This is a genomic window from Bacillus cereus group sp. MYBK14-1 (assembly GCF_051916885.1).
Taxonomy (GTDB): Bacteria; Bacillota; Bacilli; order Bacillales; family Bacillaceae_G; genus Bacillus_A; species Bacillus_A cereus.
In genome coordinates, this window is record NZ_JBQAHM010000006.1 from 257,871 (window position 1) to 276,047 (window position 18,177).

The following is an 18,177-nucleotide window of genomic DNA, read 5'->3' on the forward strand; positions in this document are numbered from 1 at the left end:
GGATAGCTTATTTCATCTTAAGAAACTTGTTCTACATTCGTTTCTCTATGCTGTATATGACTCGTGATCCAAGCAATTCCACCGGCAACAACGAGATAACATAACAATATTAAAATTTGCATTTGTAATTGCGACCAATCTCCTAAAGAGATAACATCTTGTAATCCTCTAAGAGAATGAGACATTGGGAGAAACTGTCCAATTTTGCTAAGAACAGCTATGTTTAATTCTCCTGGGAAAGTACCTCCGCTCGTCGCTAATTGCAGGACAAGAAGGGTTACCGCTAAGAACTTTCCAACAAGACCAAATACTGTTACTAACATAAGAATAAATGTCATGAACGTAAAGGAAATAACAATACTTGATAAAACAAAGAGTGGCACACTTGCGACTTCTAATTTCATAACACCTAGCACAACTACATCTACGAGTAGCGCTTGAATAAGTCCAATTAAATATACCAATCCTAGTTTATTAATAAAATGTACCGTTCCGCTTACCTTCATATTTTGTCTGCGGCCAAGAGGTAAAATATTCGATGCCATAATTCCGCCAACATAAAATGCAAGTGATAAGAAATATGGCGCAATGCCTGAACCGTAGTTAGGCACGTCAGAAACTGTTGACTTCACTAACTGAACTGGCTCTGAGAACATCGTATTACGTGCATCATCATTACGAACATCCGCTATCTTCTCTGCGCCCTCTCCCAATTTCGTAGAAAGTTCTTTCGCACCATCATCAAGTTTAACAAGTCCATTTGTTAATTTACCAGCACCGTTATTCAGCTCCGTTCCACCACTCGCAAGCTGATTTACACCTTCTTGCAATGATGTAAACCCATTTCCCCACTTCGTAAATCCATCAGCCAAATTCGATGCACCATCTGCTACCTTTTTCGTTCCAGCAGTAGCTTCATTTAACTTAACTCCGAATGTATTCATGCCTTCTTCAATCTTATGTTGACCGTCAGCAATCTTCTTCGCACCTTGTGTCAATTGTTGTTGGCTATTATTTAAAGTATTTGTTGCTTTAGCTAGTCCATCAGACGTAGCAACAATTTTTTGAAAAGCGGGATCTTGCTGCACTTCTGGATGATTTTTCACGTACTCTTCTAATTGTTGTTTTATACTATTAGCTGCACCATCCGCTTTTACTTGGCCTTCAGCAAGCTTCTCACTTCCGCTCACCCATTCATTTGTACCAGCACTTAATTCACTAACCCCTGATTGTAACGTTTTTTCACCTTGTGCTAATAACTCCATACCGCTATGAAGTGAAGTTGCTCCTTGACTTAGCTCATTCGCTCCGTCAGTTAAGGCTGATTTGCTAGAAGCAAGTTTTTCACTTCCCTCTTTCACTTTTGATGTCCCGTCACTTAAACGATGAATACCATCTGCAAGCTGATTTGCCCCATTTCTTGCATCTGTCGTTCCTTCATGTAACTTCCCAGCACCATTACTTGCATCACTCAACCCTTGTGCTAAGTCTTGAAACTTTGAAAACACACCTTCTGTATAAGATTTCGTAATACTATTTGAAATTTTTGTTTTCATATTTTCAACAGCTGTCGTTCCAATTTGCGCTGCTACAAAGTTTTTACCCGGATTTACTTTGTACTGCAATTGTGCTGGTTCTGGTTTCTCATCCATAAGTGTACTTACCTTTTTAGAGAAATCAGCTGGAATCGTAACAACCATATAATATTTATCTTCTTTTAACCCTTCATCAGCATTTTTTTCTGATACGAAATGAAAAGCCAGTTCTTTATTCTCCTTTAAATTTTTTACAAAATCGTCTCCTGCATGAATTGTTTTCTCATCCATCGCAGCACCTTTATCTAAATTCACAACCGCAACAGGTAATTTATCTAATTTTCCGTACGGATCCCAATATCCGGCTAAAAAGAATCCTGAATAAATTAACGGAACGATTAATAAAAAAATTAAAGCGATACGTCCATGTTTATGGTGCCACATCGCTTTCCAATCTTTAAATACAAGTTGAATTCCCTTCATGAAACATACTCCTTCTCCGAATTTAACACCATTAGAATGGTTTAACAGATTTACTATACACGTCACTTTCCATACTGTATAATACATCTTTAATTATTAATTCATTCCTTTTGGTCTATAGAAAGGAGACTCGAAATGGAACTGCTCCAGTTAAAATACTTTCAGACAGTGGCACGACTAGAACATATGACAAAGGCAGCTGAAGAATTGCATATCGCACAACCTTCACTCAGCAAAACAATCGCTAGACTCGAAAAGGATTTAGGCGTCCCTTTATTTGATCGCCAAGGTCGACAGATTACTTTAAATTCTTTCGGAAAAGTATTTTTGAAACGAGTAGAGCGTATTTTTCATGAATTAAGCGAAGGGGAACGAGAAATTAAAGATTTAGCCGAATTACAACAAAGCTCTATTACACTAGCCGTTTCTATTCCGAGAATATTGCCAGAACTACTTGGCTCTTTTTTACTAGAACATCCTAACGTTCGGTTCCAACAATTTCTGGCATCCACTCCTTCTATGAAACGACAACTAGATAATATAGAAATTGACTTTTGTATCTCCTCTGTGCCAATTGAAGGAGAAGAAATTGTTTGGGAACCACTTATTACAGAAGAAATTTTCTTAGTCGTCCCTTCAGGCCATCGTTTATCAGGCCGAGAAAATATCCACCTCCATGAAGTAAAGGACGAACCGTTCATTAGTATGAACACTGGCTATGGATTTCGGCACTTAACAGATGAATTTTGTAAAGAAGCTGGTTTCACTCCGCATATTGCTTTTGAAGTCGATGAACCGACCGTAATTAGCGACCTCATTAAGCAAGGTCTCGGCATCGCTTTTGTTCCAAGTTTAACTTTATTAAAAAACTCTACTTTAGCATCAAGCAAGTTGCGTATTATTGAACCCACTTGTCAGCGAACCATCGGATTAAGTTGGTCAAAAAAACGCTACTTATCAAAAACAGCTCGGCAATTCCGTGAATTCGTGATTGACTACTTCTCTAATATTAGGACGTAAAATTATATGAACAAATAAAAGGTGCCACCCTCATATGGTGGCACCTTTTATTGTTCACTCTTTTTTAATTCTATTTCAGCTAAAAGTGGTAGTACGTTATCAAAAATATGCGTATTATTATTTTCACCTGTTACATATCCACCGTAATATCTACTAAATACGTTGTCATTTCGGAATGTGGCCATATGATCATACAATTCCTTCGCAAACTTTGTATCACCTGTTTGTAGTACGTACAAAATCGTTAGTCCGTACGCGGCCGGCGATTCATAATTCACAGTTTGTTTTCCCGTTTCTAAATTGTAACGACCGTATAGCTTTCCATCCTCCTGGAACTTCTTCTTTATAAATTCCAAATAAGCGGCTGATGAAAGACCACCTAAACTTCGATGATATGCAACGTATGATTGGTCAATAAGATTCACTTCTTTATCGTACGTAAATGTACCATCTTCTTTATACTCTTTTGGGAATGCCCAGCCATGCCTTGGATAATCTGCTAAAAATTGAACGACTTCCTGATATTGCTGAGCAGAAACTTTGCCGTACTTCTTCATATAGGAGAATGCACGCGGATTTATGTATGATGTTGTTACAAAATTATTTTGTTTTCCTGCATCTGCATCATAATAATCAACATAATAATTATCTTTTTTATTATAACGAAGTACAGCATCACTTAATTGATCGGCAAGGTTTTTATAACGCTCTTCCTTATACATTTCATAAGCACGATATAATTGTTCTATAATACGAAGATCATCTATAAGTGCATTTGTAGCTGACTGCCTCTCTCCCTTTTCAGAGAGTTTCCATAAAACGATATGATTCTTATATATGAAATTATCTTGAATAACCTTTACTTGCTCATCAAATAACGCCTGATCATCTTTATCAAGTGTATACTGTAACCATAATCCCGCCGATTCTGATAAAGCTTCACGTCCCTTAGCTTCACCCGTACCTGCCTTAGTATCTACTAAACGATACGTGGCAAGTGTTCCATTGTCATTCACCATATGTCTTAAAATAAAATTTTCTGTACGGTTTCCTTGTAAAGCTGACCAAAATACAATTCCACCTAAAGCGATTAAGAAGATAACTCCAATCCCTATATATAAACGTTTCCGCAATCTTTTCACCTCCCTAGTAAGGCTAACCTTAATTTTATCAGAACATACATAAATTTAAAAAAGACAATCTATTAGATTGTCTCCCGCATTTCTATCCCCCGCAAACCTCTTTAGAAGGTTTATATAGCGATTGTACAAGTCGATCATATTCACGACGTGTAATTTCTTTATTATATAGCTTCAATAATAAATCTCTATGCTCTTTTGAAAATGCCATCTTTTTAATGACTTCAGGATACATAAAACACCCTCTCCATTTCACATAAACTTCTTGATTCTGAAAAACAGAACTTATGTTCGCATAAAAGATTATAAAAGATTCCTGAGCAAAAAACAAACAAAACATGACCAACTATTTATTTCTTTCTATTCAAAATATTACAACATTATATTATCATATTCACTTTTTAAATACATATATATTTTTGGTAGTTTTTTTGAATAAATCTTCCAATTCAATCAGAAAATAATGGCAAAAAAGAAGAGGAGTTTACATATGGATACGGTAACATTAGCAAGAGCATTTTTTGGTTCTTCATTAGCATTCCACATTATCTTTGCAACACTTGGGGTCGGTCTTTCATTGATGATTTTTATAAGCGAAATACTCTATCACTGGAAGAAAGACTCCGACTATGCCATTATGGCAAAAAGATGGACAAAGGCGTTTGCTATTCTTCTCGGTGTAGCAATTCCAACTGGAACAATTGTTGGTGTGCAAATCTCACTTCTTTGGCCTGGTTTCGCCAAAATTGTTGGGCAAGTTATTTCTGTTCCCTTCCAAATTGAGATTTTTGCCTTCTTTTTGGAGGCTTTATTCATGTCGATTTACGTATATGCAGCTGATAAACTTCCTCCATTTATGAGATTAATCTCGCTATTTTTCGTCATGCTTGGTGCCACGGCATCCGCCGTGCTCATTACATCAGCAAATACATGGATGAATACACCAGCAGGCTTTTCAATGAATCCAGATGGATCTGTTTTTAACGTTGATCCTTGGAAAGCTTTCTTTAATCCGAGTTTTGGCACAAGTGCATTCCATGTCGTTATTACGGCTTATGCAACTGGTGCGGCTGTCATTGCTTCTATCGCTGGATTTAAATTATTGAAGAAAAATTTAAGTACACGTGAAATTGCTTATCATAAAAAGGGGCTACTATTAGGGCTTGTCGTGACATTTATTACAGGCGCTACGATGTGGCTTTCAGGGCACGAATCGGCAATCGCCCTACATAAACACTCACCTGAAAAACTTGCATCTGCTGAAGCTTTATTTGAAACGACATCACACGCACCGCTATCCATTGGCGGGGTTGTGGATCCTAATACACTTGAACTAAACTATGCACTTGAAATCCCAAACATGCTTAGCTTATTAGTGGGACTAGACCCTAGCACTGTCGTAAAAGGTCTAAATGAATTCCCACAAGAAACATGGCCACCATTTTATACACATACACTGTTCAACTTAATGGTCGGCACTGCTGCGTTTACCTTTGCAGTTGCAGCAATTGCTCTCTTATATTGGTACTTCGTTTACCGAAAAAAGGGGACAGAACTACCGAAGTGGTTACTTTGGGGGGCTGCCGCATGCGGACCAATTATGATGCTCGGTATTGAATTCGGATGGATTTTCAGTTGTAGCGGTCGTCAGCCATGGACAATTTATGGTATGCAACGTACAGTCGATGCTTCTACTCGCGCTGATTTCGTCGGTCCTTTATTTGTTTTATTCATCATTTTATATATTGGACTCGCTATTTTAACAGTCTTTGTTCTACGGACATTCTTTAGAAGACATCCATTAAAGAATGATTTACAACACCAAGGAGGCGATTCTCGTGCATGAGGAAAGTATTGCAATCATCATCTTATGGGCCCTTATTTTCGTATACAGTATATTAGGGTCCATCGATTTTGGAGCTGGTTTTTGGGGCATGGTATACGCAAAACATCCAACGCTCGCTGCCAAACTTGCGAATCGGTACTTATCACCAACGTGGGAAGTAACAAATACGTTTCTTGTTTTCGTCGTTGTCGCATTTCTCGGCTTCTTTCCGAAAGCGGCCTTTACTCTTGCGACAGTAATGTTCGTACCAGTTATGTTAATTTTAGTGCTCGTTGCAGTACGTAGTACGTTTATGGTATTTGCTTACTCCTTGCCAAAATATCAGTACCTTCTTCGGGTTATTTCAGGTATTACTGGTCTCTTAATTCCAGCACTATTAATTACCGTTTTACCCGTTACAGAGGGAGCCTATATTACAATGTCTGAAGGAAAAGAAGTACTCCTGTATGGAAAACTTCTTTCTAGCCCGGTTATCTACTGTTATATGCTTTTCGGACTAACGTCTGAACTATTTCTCTCCTCTCTCTTTCTTGCTGATTTTGCGAGAGAACAAAGTTCAGAAGATACGTATAGAATTTATAGAAGAAATGCTATCATTCTTGGTCCTGCAACGCTCGTTACAGCAATCATCGCCCTCGTTGTAATGGACCCAGAAACACATTGGCTTATGCAAGGATTAATAAAGCAATTCCCGTGGTTTACAGTTTCTATTGTTTTATTCGTTATCGGATACTCGTCCCTTTGGTGGACAAACAAAAAATACAATACACTAGGATACCCTCGCATTGCCGTTTTAGCTGTCGTCGCTCAATATGCATTTGCAAGCTACGCTTACGGCGTCGCGCATTTACCGTATATTATTTATCCTGACGTAACTGTATTTACAAGCTTCACAACGACAGAAACGTTCTATGCACTGCTCATTCTATACGCAATTGGGATTGCAATTTTATTACCAGGATTTATTTTCTTCTGGAATTTATTCTTGAAGGATCGTACTTTTTTGAAGGAAAAATAATATAGTCTTGGAGTCTGTCCCAAAAGGCATTTTGGAATAGACTCCTTTTGTCATGTTTTGTTGATAAGTCGATATATTTTAAAAATCGCCAATATATTTCAATAATCGCTGATATATTTTAAGTTGCGCCAATATATCTCCATAATTGCCCATATAAATTTCATTTACTATTTTACTGCCCCAATAATTTATAGACTCCTCTCATAATAGTTATTTCACTATTCGTGACACTTGTCCTTTAGCATGAAAAACACATATTCGGTTCATCTCGTTATACGTCTAGTTCTTCTTATTTTTTGCTGAATATACTACCAATATAAACTTGAGACAAGCTACATCTGTTCAAGGGAAAATAGAAAGGTAGGCAAAATATGAGCATTGAAATATGGATTACTATTATTGTATTCTTCTTAACGATGATTGTTATCTTTTGGCGGCCTCGCGGTTTAAATGAGGCGTGGCCAGCAGCAATTGGTGCTGGCATTATCCTAATCACTGGACTTGTGTCAAAACCAGACGTCATAGATATTGTTAGTAAAATAGGAGGGGCCTCCATAACAATATTAGCAACTATTGTTATGGCAGTTATATTAGAAAGCTTCGGCTTCTTCCATTGGTCCGCAGCGAAACTGGCAAATCTAGCGAAAGGTTCTGGACGCCGTCTATACTGGTATATTCAATTATTATGTTTTCTTATGACTCTTTTATTTAATAACGACGGTAGTATTTTAATTACAACTCCCATTTTAATTCTTCTTCTAAAAAACCTTCAATTAAAACCACATCAACAAATTCCTTATTTATTAAGCGGAGCTTTAATCGCTACCGCATCTAGTGCACCAATTGGTGTAAGTAATATCGTAAACTTAATTGCATTAAATATCGTTAATATGACTCTTTATATGCATACTGCTATGATGTTTGTACCTGCAACATTAGGCTTATTATTTATGTCATGGCTCATGTATACAGTTTTGAAGAAAAAACTTCCGAAAAAATTACCTGTTTCTTCATATGATATTGAAGAAATTTTCTTCACGAAAAACTTCCATCCACTAAAAGGAAATAATTCTGTTGATACGAAACAAAAACGGACAAGATTCATGTTAAAAGTATTAGGTTTCGTCTTCCTGATGCGCTGTCTTCTATTCGTTGCATCCTTCTTATCCATCCCAATTGAAATCGTTGCAGTACTTGGTTCACTCGTTCTTCTCATTTGGAGATGGTACTACTTACGAACAAATCCTGTCGACATTTTGAAAAAGACACCGTGGCACATTTTAATTTTCGCCTTCTCTATGTACGTCATTATTTACGGACTCCACAACGCAGGATTAACAGCTGCACTTGTACAATGGCTCGAGCCAATTGTGAATCAGCATCTACTCTATGCTAGCTTTGCAATGGGCGGACTTGTATCCATCCTCTCTAACGTCTTCAATAACCATCCTGCCCTTATGATTGGTACAATCACATTAACAGAAATGGGACTAGATCCAGTCACATTAAAAACAATCTATCTTGCAAACATCATTGGTAGTGACATCGGTTCACTATTACTACCAATTGGTACACTAGCTTCACTCATTTGGATGTATATTCTGAAACAAAACAAAATTAAAGTAAAATGGAAAGACTATTTAAGTGTATCCCTTATCGTTATCCCGCTCACAACAGTCGTCACACTATTCCTCTTATTCTACTGGGTACATCTCTTCTTTGCCTTATAAACAACAGAAGCCCCATTTGCTACCGTCTTAGCAAATGGGGCTTCTTCTATAATAAAGTTAGGTACTACAGTGTGATCAATCAAGTAAAGAGGTGTAACATATTATTGATATAAATGACTACCAGCTTCTTTAAATTCTTCTGCTTTCTCTTTCATTCCTTTTTCAATTGCTTCTGTCGTTTCTAAATCATTTTCTTTTGCATACTCACGAATATCATGCGAAATTCTCATACTACAAAACTTCGGTCCACACATTGAACAGAAGTGAGCTGTCTTTGCCCCTTCTGCAGGCAACGTTTCATCATGATATTCCATCGCACGTTCAGGATCTAAAGATAAATTAAATTGATCGCGCCAACGGAATTCGAAGCGTGCTTTTGAAAGTGCATCATCACGCTGATGAGCCGTTTTATGTCCTTTAGCAAGATCAGCCGCATGCGCTGCAATTTTATACGTAATAACACCCGTGCGTACATCATCTTTGTTTGGCAAACCTAAATGTTCTTTCGGCGTTACATAACACAGCATCGCCGTTCCAAACCAACCGATCATCGCAGCTCCAATTGCCGATGTAATATGGTCATAACCTGGTGCAATATCTGTCGTTAGTGGCCCAAGTGTATAAAACGGCGCGCCCTGACAAATATCAAGCTCTTTCTCCATATTCTCTTTAATTAAGTGCATCGGTACGTGTCCAGGTCCTTCGATCATAACTTGCACATCATGTTTCCAAGCAATTTTGGTTAATTCACCAAGTGTTTCAAGCTCAGAGAATTGTGCTTCGTCATTTGCATCTGCAATCGATCCTGGACGTAATCCATCTCCAAGAGAGAACGAAACATCGTACTGCTTCATAATTTCACAAATCTCTTCAAAGTGAGTATATAGGAAGTTTTCTTTATGATGGAATAAACACCACTGCGCCATAATCGAACCACCGCGCGAAACGATACCTGTCGTACGCTTTGCCGTGATTGGAATGTAACGAAGCAATACACCAGCGTGAATTGTAAAGTAATCAACGCCTTGCTCCGCCTGCTCAATTAACGTATCACGATATACTTCCCACGTTAAATCTTCTGCAATTCCGTTTACTTTTTCCAGCGCTTGATAAATCGGTACAGTTCCAACTGGTACAGGCGCGTTACGAATAATCCACTCACGCGTCGTATGAATATTTTTACCTGTAGATAAATCCATAATCGTATCTGCACCCCAGCGCGTTGCCCATGTCATCTTCTCTACTTCTTCTGCAATCGAAGAAGATACAGCTGAGTTTCCGATATTCGCGTTTACCTTCACATGGAAATTACGCCCGATGATCATCGGTTCAGCTTCTGGATGATTAATATTCGCTGGTAAAATAGCGCGGCCTTCTGCGATTTCCTTACGAACAAACTCCGGCTCTACCCCTTCACGAATCGCAACATACTCCATCTCAGACGTAATAATGCCATTACGTGCATAGTGCATTTGCGTAACGTTTGCACCTTGCTTTGCTCTAAGTGGCTTGCGATCCATCTGCGGGAAAACAGGTGTATGTTTCGAAGCCACTTTCACACCGTCATCCTCTGGTTTCACTTCACGCCCTTCGTATGCTTCTACATCACCACGCCCCATAATCCAAGAATGGCGCGGCGTTGGAATCCCCTTTTCTAACTCCACTTTATACTCAGGATCCGTATAAGGGCCGCTCGTATCATACACACGAATTGGCGGATTTGGAACGCCATTCGTTTCGCTTTGTTCAATCTCACGCATCGGTACTTTCATGCCTTCTCGTGGCCCATCCACATATACTTTCTTACTCCCTGGTAAACTCGATTTCAATTCAATTTGCTCAGCTGAAACAGATTGTTTCATAATTTTTGTTGCCCCCCTGTACGTGACAAGGACGAGATATGGCCAGCGTATGCCAAAATAAAAAGAGCCAGGTCCATAAAAAAATAAGGACCTGGCTCATAAAGACATCATTATGTAAAGCCGTTAACTTCCCTACGCTGGTACGAGCCAGATCAGGTCCAAAGGGTTAAGAAGTTCACGCGCTTCTCTCTCAGCCTACGCATACGTTAGGCACCCCTAGTTTATCACTGATTTAATTTTCAATACTTTCCCATCATACACCATAATCTGAAAAATTCAAAGTTTATTTCTTTTTCTCTTTACGGAATCATCCACGTTAAATAATACGCCTGCACATACGTCATAATACCAACAATAATTACGAAGAATAAGCTATGCTTCACTGTAAAACGGAACAAATCCGATTCTTTTCCAGCAAGACCAACCGCTGCACAAGCGATCGCAATCGACTGCGGGGAAATCATTTTACCTGTTACACCGCCTGTTGTATTTGCTGCAACGAGAAGCACTTCAGATACGCCGACTTGCTGCGCTGTAATGGCTTGTAAATTTGAGAACAGTGCATTTGCAGACGTATCAGACCCTGTTAGGAATACGCCAATCCAGCCTAAGAATGGTGAGAAGAACGGGAATAGTCCGCCAGTTCCGGCTAATGCTAACGCTAACGTAGAAGATAGACCAGAATAGTTTGCGATAAATGCAAACCCTAGTACGAATCCGATAGATAGAATTGGCATTTTTAATTCGCTTAACGTTTCTTTAAATGTCACTACTGCATCTTTTACATTCATTTTCAAAATAAACATGGAAATGATACAAGCAATTAAAATCGCCGTTCCGGTTGCTGATAATACATCAAACTTCAGAATTGCCTCGTAAGGCGTTGATTTATTTACAATCGGCTCTGCTTTCATTACTAGATTATGCAGACCTGGAATTTCAAACTTAAATACAAGACTTGCTAAAGCCCCTCCTGGAGCGAATAATGCCTTAAAGAAACTTTGGCTCCAAATGACTACCATAACCGTTAATACGATAAATGGGGACCATGCCTTCACTACTTTGCCAAACGTTAATTTCGGCATCGATGCTACTGTCGTTGTTGCTGCTACTTCACTATTTGCTTGCCCGGATTGATAAGTTTCTTTCGGCTGCCAAACTTTTAAGAACAGCGCTAAACTAATTAAACTTACAAGTGCCGATGTAATATCCGGAAGTTCTGGTCCTAAAAATGTCGCTGTAATGAACTGCGTAATCGCAAATGAACTACCCGCTACAAATAACGCAGGCCACGTTTGTCGTATCCCCTTAAATCCATCCATTAAAAATACGATAAAGAATGGCACAAATAATGATAGGAACGGTAATTGATGCCCAGCCATTTGTCCAATTTTATGTGGATCAATACCTGTTACTTGTCCAGCAACTGTAATCGGAATTCCCATCGCTCCGAACGCCACTGGTGCAGTATTTGCAATCAAACAAAGACCTGCTGCGTATAAAGGATTTAACCCAAGCCCCGCAAGAAGTGCTGCTGTAATCGCTACTGGTGCCCCAAATCCTGCCGCTCCTTCTAAAAATGCTCCAAATGAAAATCCAATTAAAATAACGAGTAGACGATGATCGCTCGTAATCGATAATACCGATGCACGAATCACATCGAATTGACCTGTTTTCACAGAAATTTTATATAAAAATACCGACATAATGATAATCCAAGCAATTGGCCATAATCCGTATAAGAAACCATATCCGGTCGCTGCCATTGCCATCGTGAACGGCATTTTATAAGCGAATAACGCTACTAAAACTGTAAGTACAACTGTAATAAATCCTGCCACATACCCTTTCATGCGGAAAACTGCTAAAGCTAAGAAAAAAAAGATAATCGGAATAAGTGCTACCGCTGCCGAAATCCAAATGTTTCCGAATGGATCATAAACTTGTGTCCATGTGTTCATTGTTCTCTCCCCCTAAAGAATCCCCTTTTAAATAGAATAACCTCATCAATAGACTATCAGGTCATCATACCTTTAAGTCTAAAATAAAAAAACGTTTAAGAAAACGTTTTCAACAACTTTCATTTATACTGTACCATAACAATTTCCATTAAAAAAGATTTTTTTGAAAATTTTATCATTTAACGAAAAAATCTTACAAAATCGTCATGTTCCTGTAATGTTCATCGATAGAAAGCTTGCAAAATTTATTGCATAATAATAGTATAACAACGGACATTATTTATGAGGTGATATATATGAATGGAAACAAAATATTAGCTGCTTTATCGTACTTTAGTGTACTATTTGCCCCTATCTTATTCCCAATTATCGTTTGGATTGTGGGGGACGCTGAAACAAAGCCACATGCAAAACGTGCTCTATGGACACACATCATTCCAAGTATTGCTACATTTATCGGCGTAGCCATTTTAGGAATTATGGGCATGGGATCTGACCAAGCAGATGTAACACTTGGAATTGGATCAATGATTGTCTTAGCTATTTGCGGAATCATCAGCTTATACTACTTCATCTGGAACATTGTAAAAGGAATTAAAGTGCTGAAAGCTTAATTTTAAACAAACGTTTGTTTAAAAAAGGACCCTTGCAAATTGCAAGGGTCCTTTTCCTAATTCGTTCACTTTATCTTCTGCGTTTCTTCTTTTTTCTCATCATTTTCTTTCGGCGCGTATTCACTTTATCCGCTATAATGTGAAGCGTACTTGCCACAACAATTCCCATTAAGAACGTTACAATTTCAACCTCATGTTTCTTCGCAATTTCTATTAAATTACCATCCAGTGCGATTACATTTAATAGAAATAAAAATGGAGAAAAGACGATTAACATGTACGCAATACGAATCACATCACCAAGTATAATCGTATGCGTAAAGAAAGATCGATGCGGCATTACTTTTTTATAAGGATACCAAAATATACGTAAGAAACCCCATTTGTTATAAGCATTACTGTACGTATCTAAATCTGGTGTTAAAAATGAAGTACCTACTAAAAAACCAATTGCAAAAGTTAATAAAAAATCAAAATTTGTTAATCCATACGAAAAGAGAAAAAACAAAACAACCGGAAGGGATATTAAGTTTATTTTCGTATGCGTTCTTCCTGATGGCATAATGCACTTCCTCGCTTACGTTCGTCCTGTCACCTTATGACAGGTTTCACCTATTGACCTAATTTCTGATCGATAAATGTTGTGTCTATATCCGAACCAAACCATTCTGCCAACTTCACTCGTGCCTTATCTTTCACATCTTCATTGACGTATAACGACACCTGTATTAGTGCGGCCGTTAACGCCCCTAAATCATCCGTATAGCCAATTCCAGCAATGAAATCTGGAATCGCATCAATCGGTGCAATAAAATAAGCAAGTGCTCCAATTACAATAATTTTCACTCGTTTTGGAACATCGGGTCTTTGCAAAACGTAAAACAGTAATAAACTTGCATAAATGACCGACTGCCCAGCTTGCTTTGCAACATGTTTTACTTTCTTCCAAAACGCTTCAACTGAAAATTTTTGTTTCATGTAAAAAGCCTCCCTATTTTTAAAAAGAAATAAGCTACAATATGTTATCAGTAAAAGTTCATGGAAATTACACAAAACCTATCAATGAACTTTTATTGTAACAAACAAACCAAAAAAGAACAAGTGTTCGTTAATTTTCACACGATTTCCTTCATATAATAGATTTCTAGATAACCCTTACCCATCTTCGTTTCTTATTTCTCAACAAAGAAAATTTTCACTTCTACTTAACATTCTGCTCTACCTTTGTTATATTTTCTAGTTGACGGACATATAAACGAATGTTAAAGTTTTCTCTGGTAGTGACAAATCTTATACAAAAAATGTAAAATGTTATAGTGTTTCTCAGAAATGAATTTTGTTGTATAATACAGAAATGACGTTATGCTTATGAGCAACAAAAGAAACCAAAAGGGTATGCATAGTTATAGTCGTATATGGGTGAATATAGAACCTTTAATTATGGCCAAGAAAACTATGTATTTTTTATTTTAGCATTTTTCGCTCCAAAATCGACCAAGCCTGATAGAGAAAGGGTGGAAATGAATGAAAGAAACCTTGAAATCACAATTTCAAAATGTGCGTTTCACTGTATTCGTAGCTTTAGCCTTATGGCTAAAAACTTACCTTATTACACGCACAAGCTTTGACTTAAAACTTGAATCTTTCATGCAAGAATTCATTTTATTCCTTAGCCCATTAGCAGCATCATTACTGCTTGTTGGTCTTGCATTATTTGCAAAAGGGAAAAAACGTAACTATATAGCACTTGGAATTAATTTTGTCTTAACAATCGTTCTTGTTGGTAACGTAATGTTCTACGGATTCTACAATGACTTCGTTACATTACCGGTGCTAGGACAAACATCTAACTTCGGAAGTTTAGGTTCTAGTGTGAAAGAATTATTTAACTACAAAATTATCCTTGCATTTGCAGACATTATCGTTTTCTTCGTTCTATTAAAGAAAATGAAGAACTTTGCACCTACAGAGCGTGTAGCACGCCCGATGCGTTCTCTATACTTCGTATCAACAGTTGCTATTTTCTTCGCAAACTTAGGACTTGCAGAAGCTGAACGCCCAGAACTATTAACACGTTCATTCGACCGCGTTATGCTTGTTAAAAACTTAGGATTATATGTACACCAAGTATACGATCTTGGCTTACAAGCAAAATCAAGTTCACAAAAAGCGTTCGCTGACGGTAGTAAATTACAAGAAACAGAAAACTACGTAAAAACAACACAAAGTAAACCAGATCCAAATATGTTCGGTACTGCAAAAGGGAAAAACGTAATTGTTGTCTCTCTTGAGTCATTACAAACATTCTTAATTGGTGCAACAGTTAACGGACAAGAAGTTACACCATTCTTAAACCAATTTACGAAAGAAAGTTATTACTTTGATAACTTCTTCCATCAAACTGGTCAAGGTAAAACATCTGATGCTGAATTCCTAGTAGATACTTCGTTATATCCACTAGACCGCGGTGCTGTATTCTTCACACACGGTAACAATGAATATACAGCAACTCCAGAAATTTTACGTCAGCAAGGGTATCACACGTCGGTATTCCACGCAAACAACGCAACATTCTGGAACCGTAACATTATGTATCCAGCACTTGGTTATGATCGTTACTACAACGAACTTGACTACAAGATTACACCAGAAACAAAATTAAACTGGGGATTAAAAGATATCGAGTACTTCGATCAATCTATTGATATGTTAAAACAAGTGAAGCAACCATTCTATACTCGCTTCCTTACTTTAACGAATCATTACCCATTCACTTACGATGACAGTACAAAATTAATCGACGAATACAATTCTGGTGATGGAGTATTTGACCGTTACATGGTAACTGCTCGTTACTTAGACGAAGCAATGAAACACTTTATTGAGCGTCTAAAAGCAGAAGGTATTTACGACAACTCAGTAATCGTATTCTACGGTGACCACTACGGTATTTCTGAAAACCATAACCGTGCAATGGCACAGTTCTTAGGAAAAGAAGAAATCACTGCATTTGACCATATGAACTTACAAAAAACACCGATGTTTATTCACGTTCCAGGTCAAAAAGAAGGTAAAACAATTTCGAAACCAACTGGTGAAATTGACATTAAACCAACTATTCTAAACTTACTTGGTGTAGATTCTACAAATGACGTTCGATTCGGTCATGATGTATTCTCACCTGATAATAAAGGATTCGTTGTTCTTCGTGACGGTAGCTTCGTTACAGATAAATACATGTACACAAACAGTACATTCTATGACCGTGCTACTGGCGAAGTTGTACAATTACCGAAAGAAGAATCTCAACCACTAATTGATCGCGCCCAAAATGAATTGAACATGTCTGATAAAATCATTGAAGGTGACTTACTTCGCTTCTCTGAAAGTAATAAGATCAAAACTGGTGAAGTAAAAACAGTTATTAAAGAAGAAAAGAAGAGTGCTGAGTAATCTCAGCCTCTTTTTTATTTTCTTCCATACAACTACTTATATTCATTAACTTTAAAATTACATAACCTTTACCAAATATTCACATAGTGTTAATGAAGAATCTCTATAATAAAATATGTAAACGAGGTTCTACATATTTCTTATCTCTCATCTTTCGTAAGATCCCTTAAAGAAGTGTGTAAATCTTTTGTTTCTACTTTCTTATAATTGTCTTTCAACATGTTTTGTTTCCATACACAAAACATTCAACGAGACAATGTCCCTATGAAAGATAGCTACCCTCCTTGTGCAGCATTCCATAAGAATGTTGCTTTTTTTTATTTAAAAGCAGGATTCTCATTCTTATTTTCGAATTTGTATATACAAAATGCTGTAAAGTGAAACTTTAATCAGCCCTCACCAATCGGGCAGCTACGGGCAGTTATTCGCCCAATTCACTTCTTTGCTCCACCCGAATTTTTAAGTAGGAGTTTTACTGCCCGTTAATGCGGGGTAAACCATCCTTACTTCTCTATGATTTACAAATACATATACGGTCATATGTAGAGAATTGCTTACATAAAAATTACTATAGTGATTTTTATCTCGCATGAATGAAAGTTTCACATTACTTACGTACTTACGAAAGGATGGGACGGAAATTGGCATACGAAAAATTTGTACTTTGGAATGATGAAGTTATTGATACAACAAAACAACAAACGTACATAGAACTTGAAGAGAGAGGTTCGCAGTTCGGAGATGGTGTCTACGAGGTTATTCGCCTATATAAAGGGAACTTTCACTTATTAGATCCGCACATAACGAGATTATATCGATCCATGGAAGAAGTAGAATTATCGCTCCCTTTCTCAAAAGCTGAGCTCATCACTTTACTTTACAAATTAATTGAACGAAACCATTTCCACGAAGATGGCACAATTTATTTGCAAGTATCTCGTGGTGTACAAGCTCGCACACATGTATTTTCATATGACACCCCTCCGACAATTTATGCCTATATTACAAAAAAAGAAAGACCAGCGTTATGGATTGAATATGGTATACGCGCTATATCAGAACCCGATACTCGATGGCTACGCTGTGACATTAAATCATTAAATTTATTACCAAACGTACTAGCTGCTACGAAAGCTGAACGAAAAGGCTGTAAAGAGGCACTTCTCGTAAGGAATGGTATTATAACGGAAGGAAGCCATTCCAACTTCTTTTTAATTAAAAACGGAACTCTTTACACACATCCAGCCAATCACCTTATTTTAAATGGCATTATTCGTCAATATGTCCTTTCTTTAGCGAATACTCTTCACATACCTGTACAGGAAGAACTTTTCAGCGTTCGTGACGTTTATCAAGCAGATGAATGCTTTTTTACAGGCACAACGATTGAAATTTTACCAATGACCCACCTTGATGGAACCGCGATTCAAGATGGGCAAGTTGGGCCTATCACCAAAAAACTGCAAAAATCATTTAATCAAATCTTGTTACAATCCAATATGGCATCTTCTTAAAC

At 37.6% G+C, this 18,177-nt stretch carries 14 protein-coding genes and 1 riboswitch; of the genes, 7 read left to right on the forward strand and 7 right to left on the reverse strand.

Translation table 11 applies throughout. The annotated features are described in order from the left end of the window. Positions 1 to 17 precede the first annotated feature (17 nt). Complete coding sequence (locus ACTFR3_RS18070) at positions 18 to 2,018, reverse strand: YhgE/Pip domain-containing protein (protein WP_000676365.1); 2,001 nt, start codon at positions 2,016 to 2,018, stop codon at positions 18 to 20. A gap of 135 nt (positions 2,019 to 2,153) precedes the next feature. Between ACTFR3_RS18070 and ACTFR3_RS18075 the strand changes: the two genes are divergently transcribed. Next, positions 2,154 to 3,038, forward strand: a complete 885-nt coding sequence (locus ACTFR3_RS18075) for a LysR family transcriptional regulator (protein ID WP_078385761.1) — start codon at positions 2,154 to 2,156, stop codon at positions 3,036 to 3,038. Between the two features lie 47 nt (positions 3,039 to 3,085). On the opposite strand, the gene ACTFR3_RS18080 is transcribed toward ACTFR3_RS18075, so the two are convergent. Together ACTFR3_RS18080 and ACTFR3_RS18085 are read right to left on the reverse strand one after the other, a co-directional pair. Beyond that, positions 3,086 to 4,171, reverse strand: a complete 1,086-nt coding sequence (locus ACTFR3_RS18080) for a hypothetical protein (protein ID WP_001231660.1) — start codon at positions 4,169 to 4,171, stop codon at positions 3,086 to 3,088. A 91-nt stretch (positions 4,172 to 4,262) separates the two neighbouring features. Beyond that, positions 4,263 to 4,412 carry a hypothetical protein gene (locus tag ACTFR3_RS18085; RefSeq protein ID WP_000283180.1) on the reverse strand — a complete coding sequence of 50 codons (150 nt, stop codon included), beginning with the start codon at positions 4,410 to 4,412 and terminating at the stop codon, positions 4,263 to 4,265. A 255-nt stretch (positions 4,413 to 4,667) separates the two neighbouring features. Between ACTFR3_RS18085 and cydA the strand changes: the two genes are divergently transcribed. The 3 genes from cydA (at position 4,668) to ACTFR3_RS18100 (ending at position 8,771) form a co-directional block, all read left to right on the forward strand. Beyond that, complete coding sequence (gene cydA, locus ACTFR3_RS18090) at positions 4,668 to 6,023, forward strand: cytochrome ubiquinol oxidase subunit I (protein WP_000381984.1); 1,356 nt, start codon at positions 4,668 to 4,670, stop codon at positions 6,021 to 6,023. Then, the gene (locus ACTFR3_RS18095) at positions 6,016 to 7,041 is read left to right on the forward strand and encodes a cytochrome d ubiquinol oxidase subunit II (RefSeq protein ID WP_000544187.1); all 1,026 of its coding nucleotides are present in this window, start codon (positions 6,016 to 6,018) and stop codon (positions 7,039 to 7,041) included. The genes cydA and ACTFR3_RS18095 overlap by 8 nt, the downstream gene beginning before the upstream one ends. Before the next feature lie 371 nt (positions 7,042 to 7,412). Beyond that, positions 7,413 to 8,771 (forward strand): arsenic transporter, encoded by a 1,359-nt coding sequence (locus tag ACTFR3_RS18100; protein ID WP_000021127.1) that lies wholly within the window; start codon positions 7,413 to 7,415, stop codon positions 8,769 to 8,771. Positions 8,772 to 8,872: 101 nt separating this feature from the next. On the opposite strand, the gene thiC is transcribed toward ACTFR3_RS18100, so the two are convergent. Continuing rightward, the gene (gene thiC, locus ACTFR3_RS18105; RefSeq protein WP_000814484.1) at positions 8,873 to 10,633 is read right to left on the reverse strand and encodes a phosphomethylpyrimidine synthase ThiC; all 1,761 of its coding nucleotides are present in this window, start codon (positions 10,631 to 10,633) and stop codon (positions 8,873 to 8,875) included. A gap of 112 nt (positions 10,634 to 10,745) precedes the next feature. Further along, positions 10,746 to 10,861, reverse strand: a riboswitch (TPP riboswitch). 71 nt (positions 10,862 to 10,932) lie between these two features. Next, positions 10,933 to 12,594, reverse strand: a complete 1,662-nt coding sequence (gene lldP, locus ACTFR3_RS18110) for an L-lactate permease (RefSeq protein WP_440044639.1) — start codon at positions 12,592 to 12,594, stop codon at positions 10,933 to 10,935. A gap of 296 nt (positions 12,595 to 12,890) precedes the next feature. Between lldP and ACTFR3_RS18115 the strand changes: the two genes are divergently transcribed. Then, positions 12,891 to 13,208 carry a DUF4870 domain-containing protein gene (locus tag ACTFR3_RS18115; RefSeq protein ID WP_001014096.1) on the forward strand — a complete coding sequence of 106 codons (318 nt, stop codon included), beginning with the start codon at positions 12,891 to 12,893 and terminating at the stop codon, positions 13,206 to 13,208. Positions 13,209 to 13,278: 70 nt separating this feature from the next. Here the strand turns inward: ACTFR3_RS18115 and ACTFR3_RS18120 are convergent, their stop codons facing one another. Together ACTFR3_RS18120 and ACTFR3_RS18125 are read right to left on the reverse strand one after the other, a co-directional pair. Next, a complete protein-coding gene (locus ACTFR3_RS18120; protein WP_001139056.1) occupies positions 13,279 to 13,770 on the reverse strand; it encodes a metal-binding protein in 492 nt (163 codons plus the stop codon). 50 nt (positions 13,771 to 13,820) lie between these two features. Further along, on the reverse strand, positions 13,821 to 14,186 hold the full coding sequence (locus ACTFR3_RS18125) for a YkvA family protein (protein ID WP_000810369.1): 366 nt from the start codon (positions 14,184 to 14,186) through the stop codon (positions 13,821 to 13,823). 546 nt (positions 14,187 to 14,732) lie between these two features. Between ACTFR3_RS18125 and ACTFR3_RS18130 the strand changes: the two genes are divergently transcribed. Both ACTFR3_RS18130 and ACTFR3_RS18135 read left to right on the forward strand, forming a co-directional pair. Further along, entirely contained in the window at positions 14,733 to 16,661 is a 1,929-nt protein-coding gene (locus ACTFR3_RS18130; RefSeq protein WP_000665358.1) for an LTA synthase family protein, read from the forward strand. A 629-nt stretch (positions 16,662 to 17,290) separates the two neighbouring features. Next, the gene (locus tag ACTFR3_RS18135) at positions 17,291 to 18,175 is read left to right on the forward strand and encodes a D-amino-acid transaminase (RefSeq protein ID WP_440044640.1); all 885 of its coding nucleotides are present in this window, start codon (positions 17,291 to 17,293) and stop codon (positions 18,173 to 18,175) included. Positions 18,176 to 18,177: the final 2 nt, after the last annotated feature.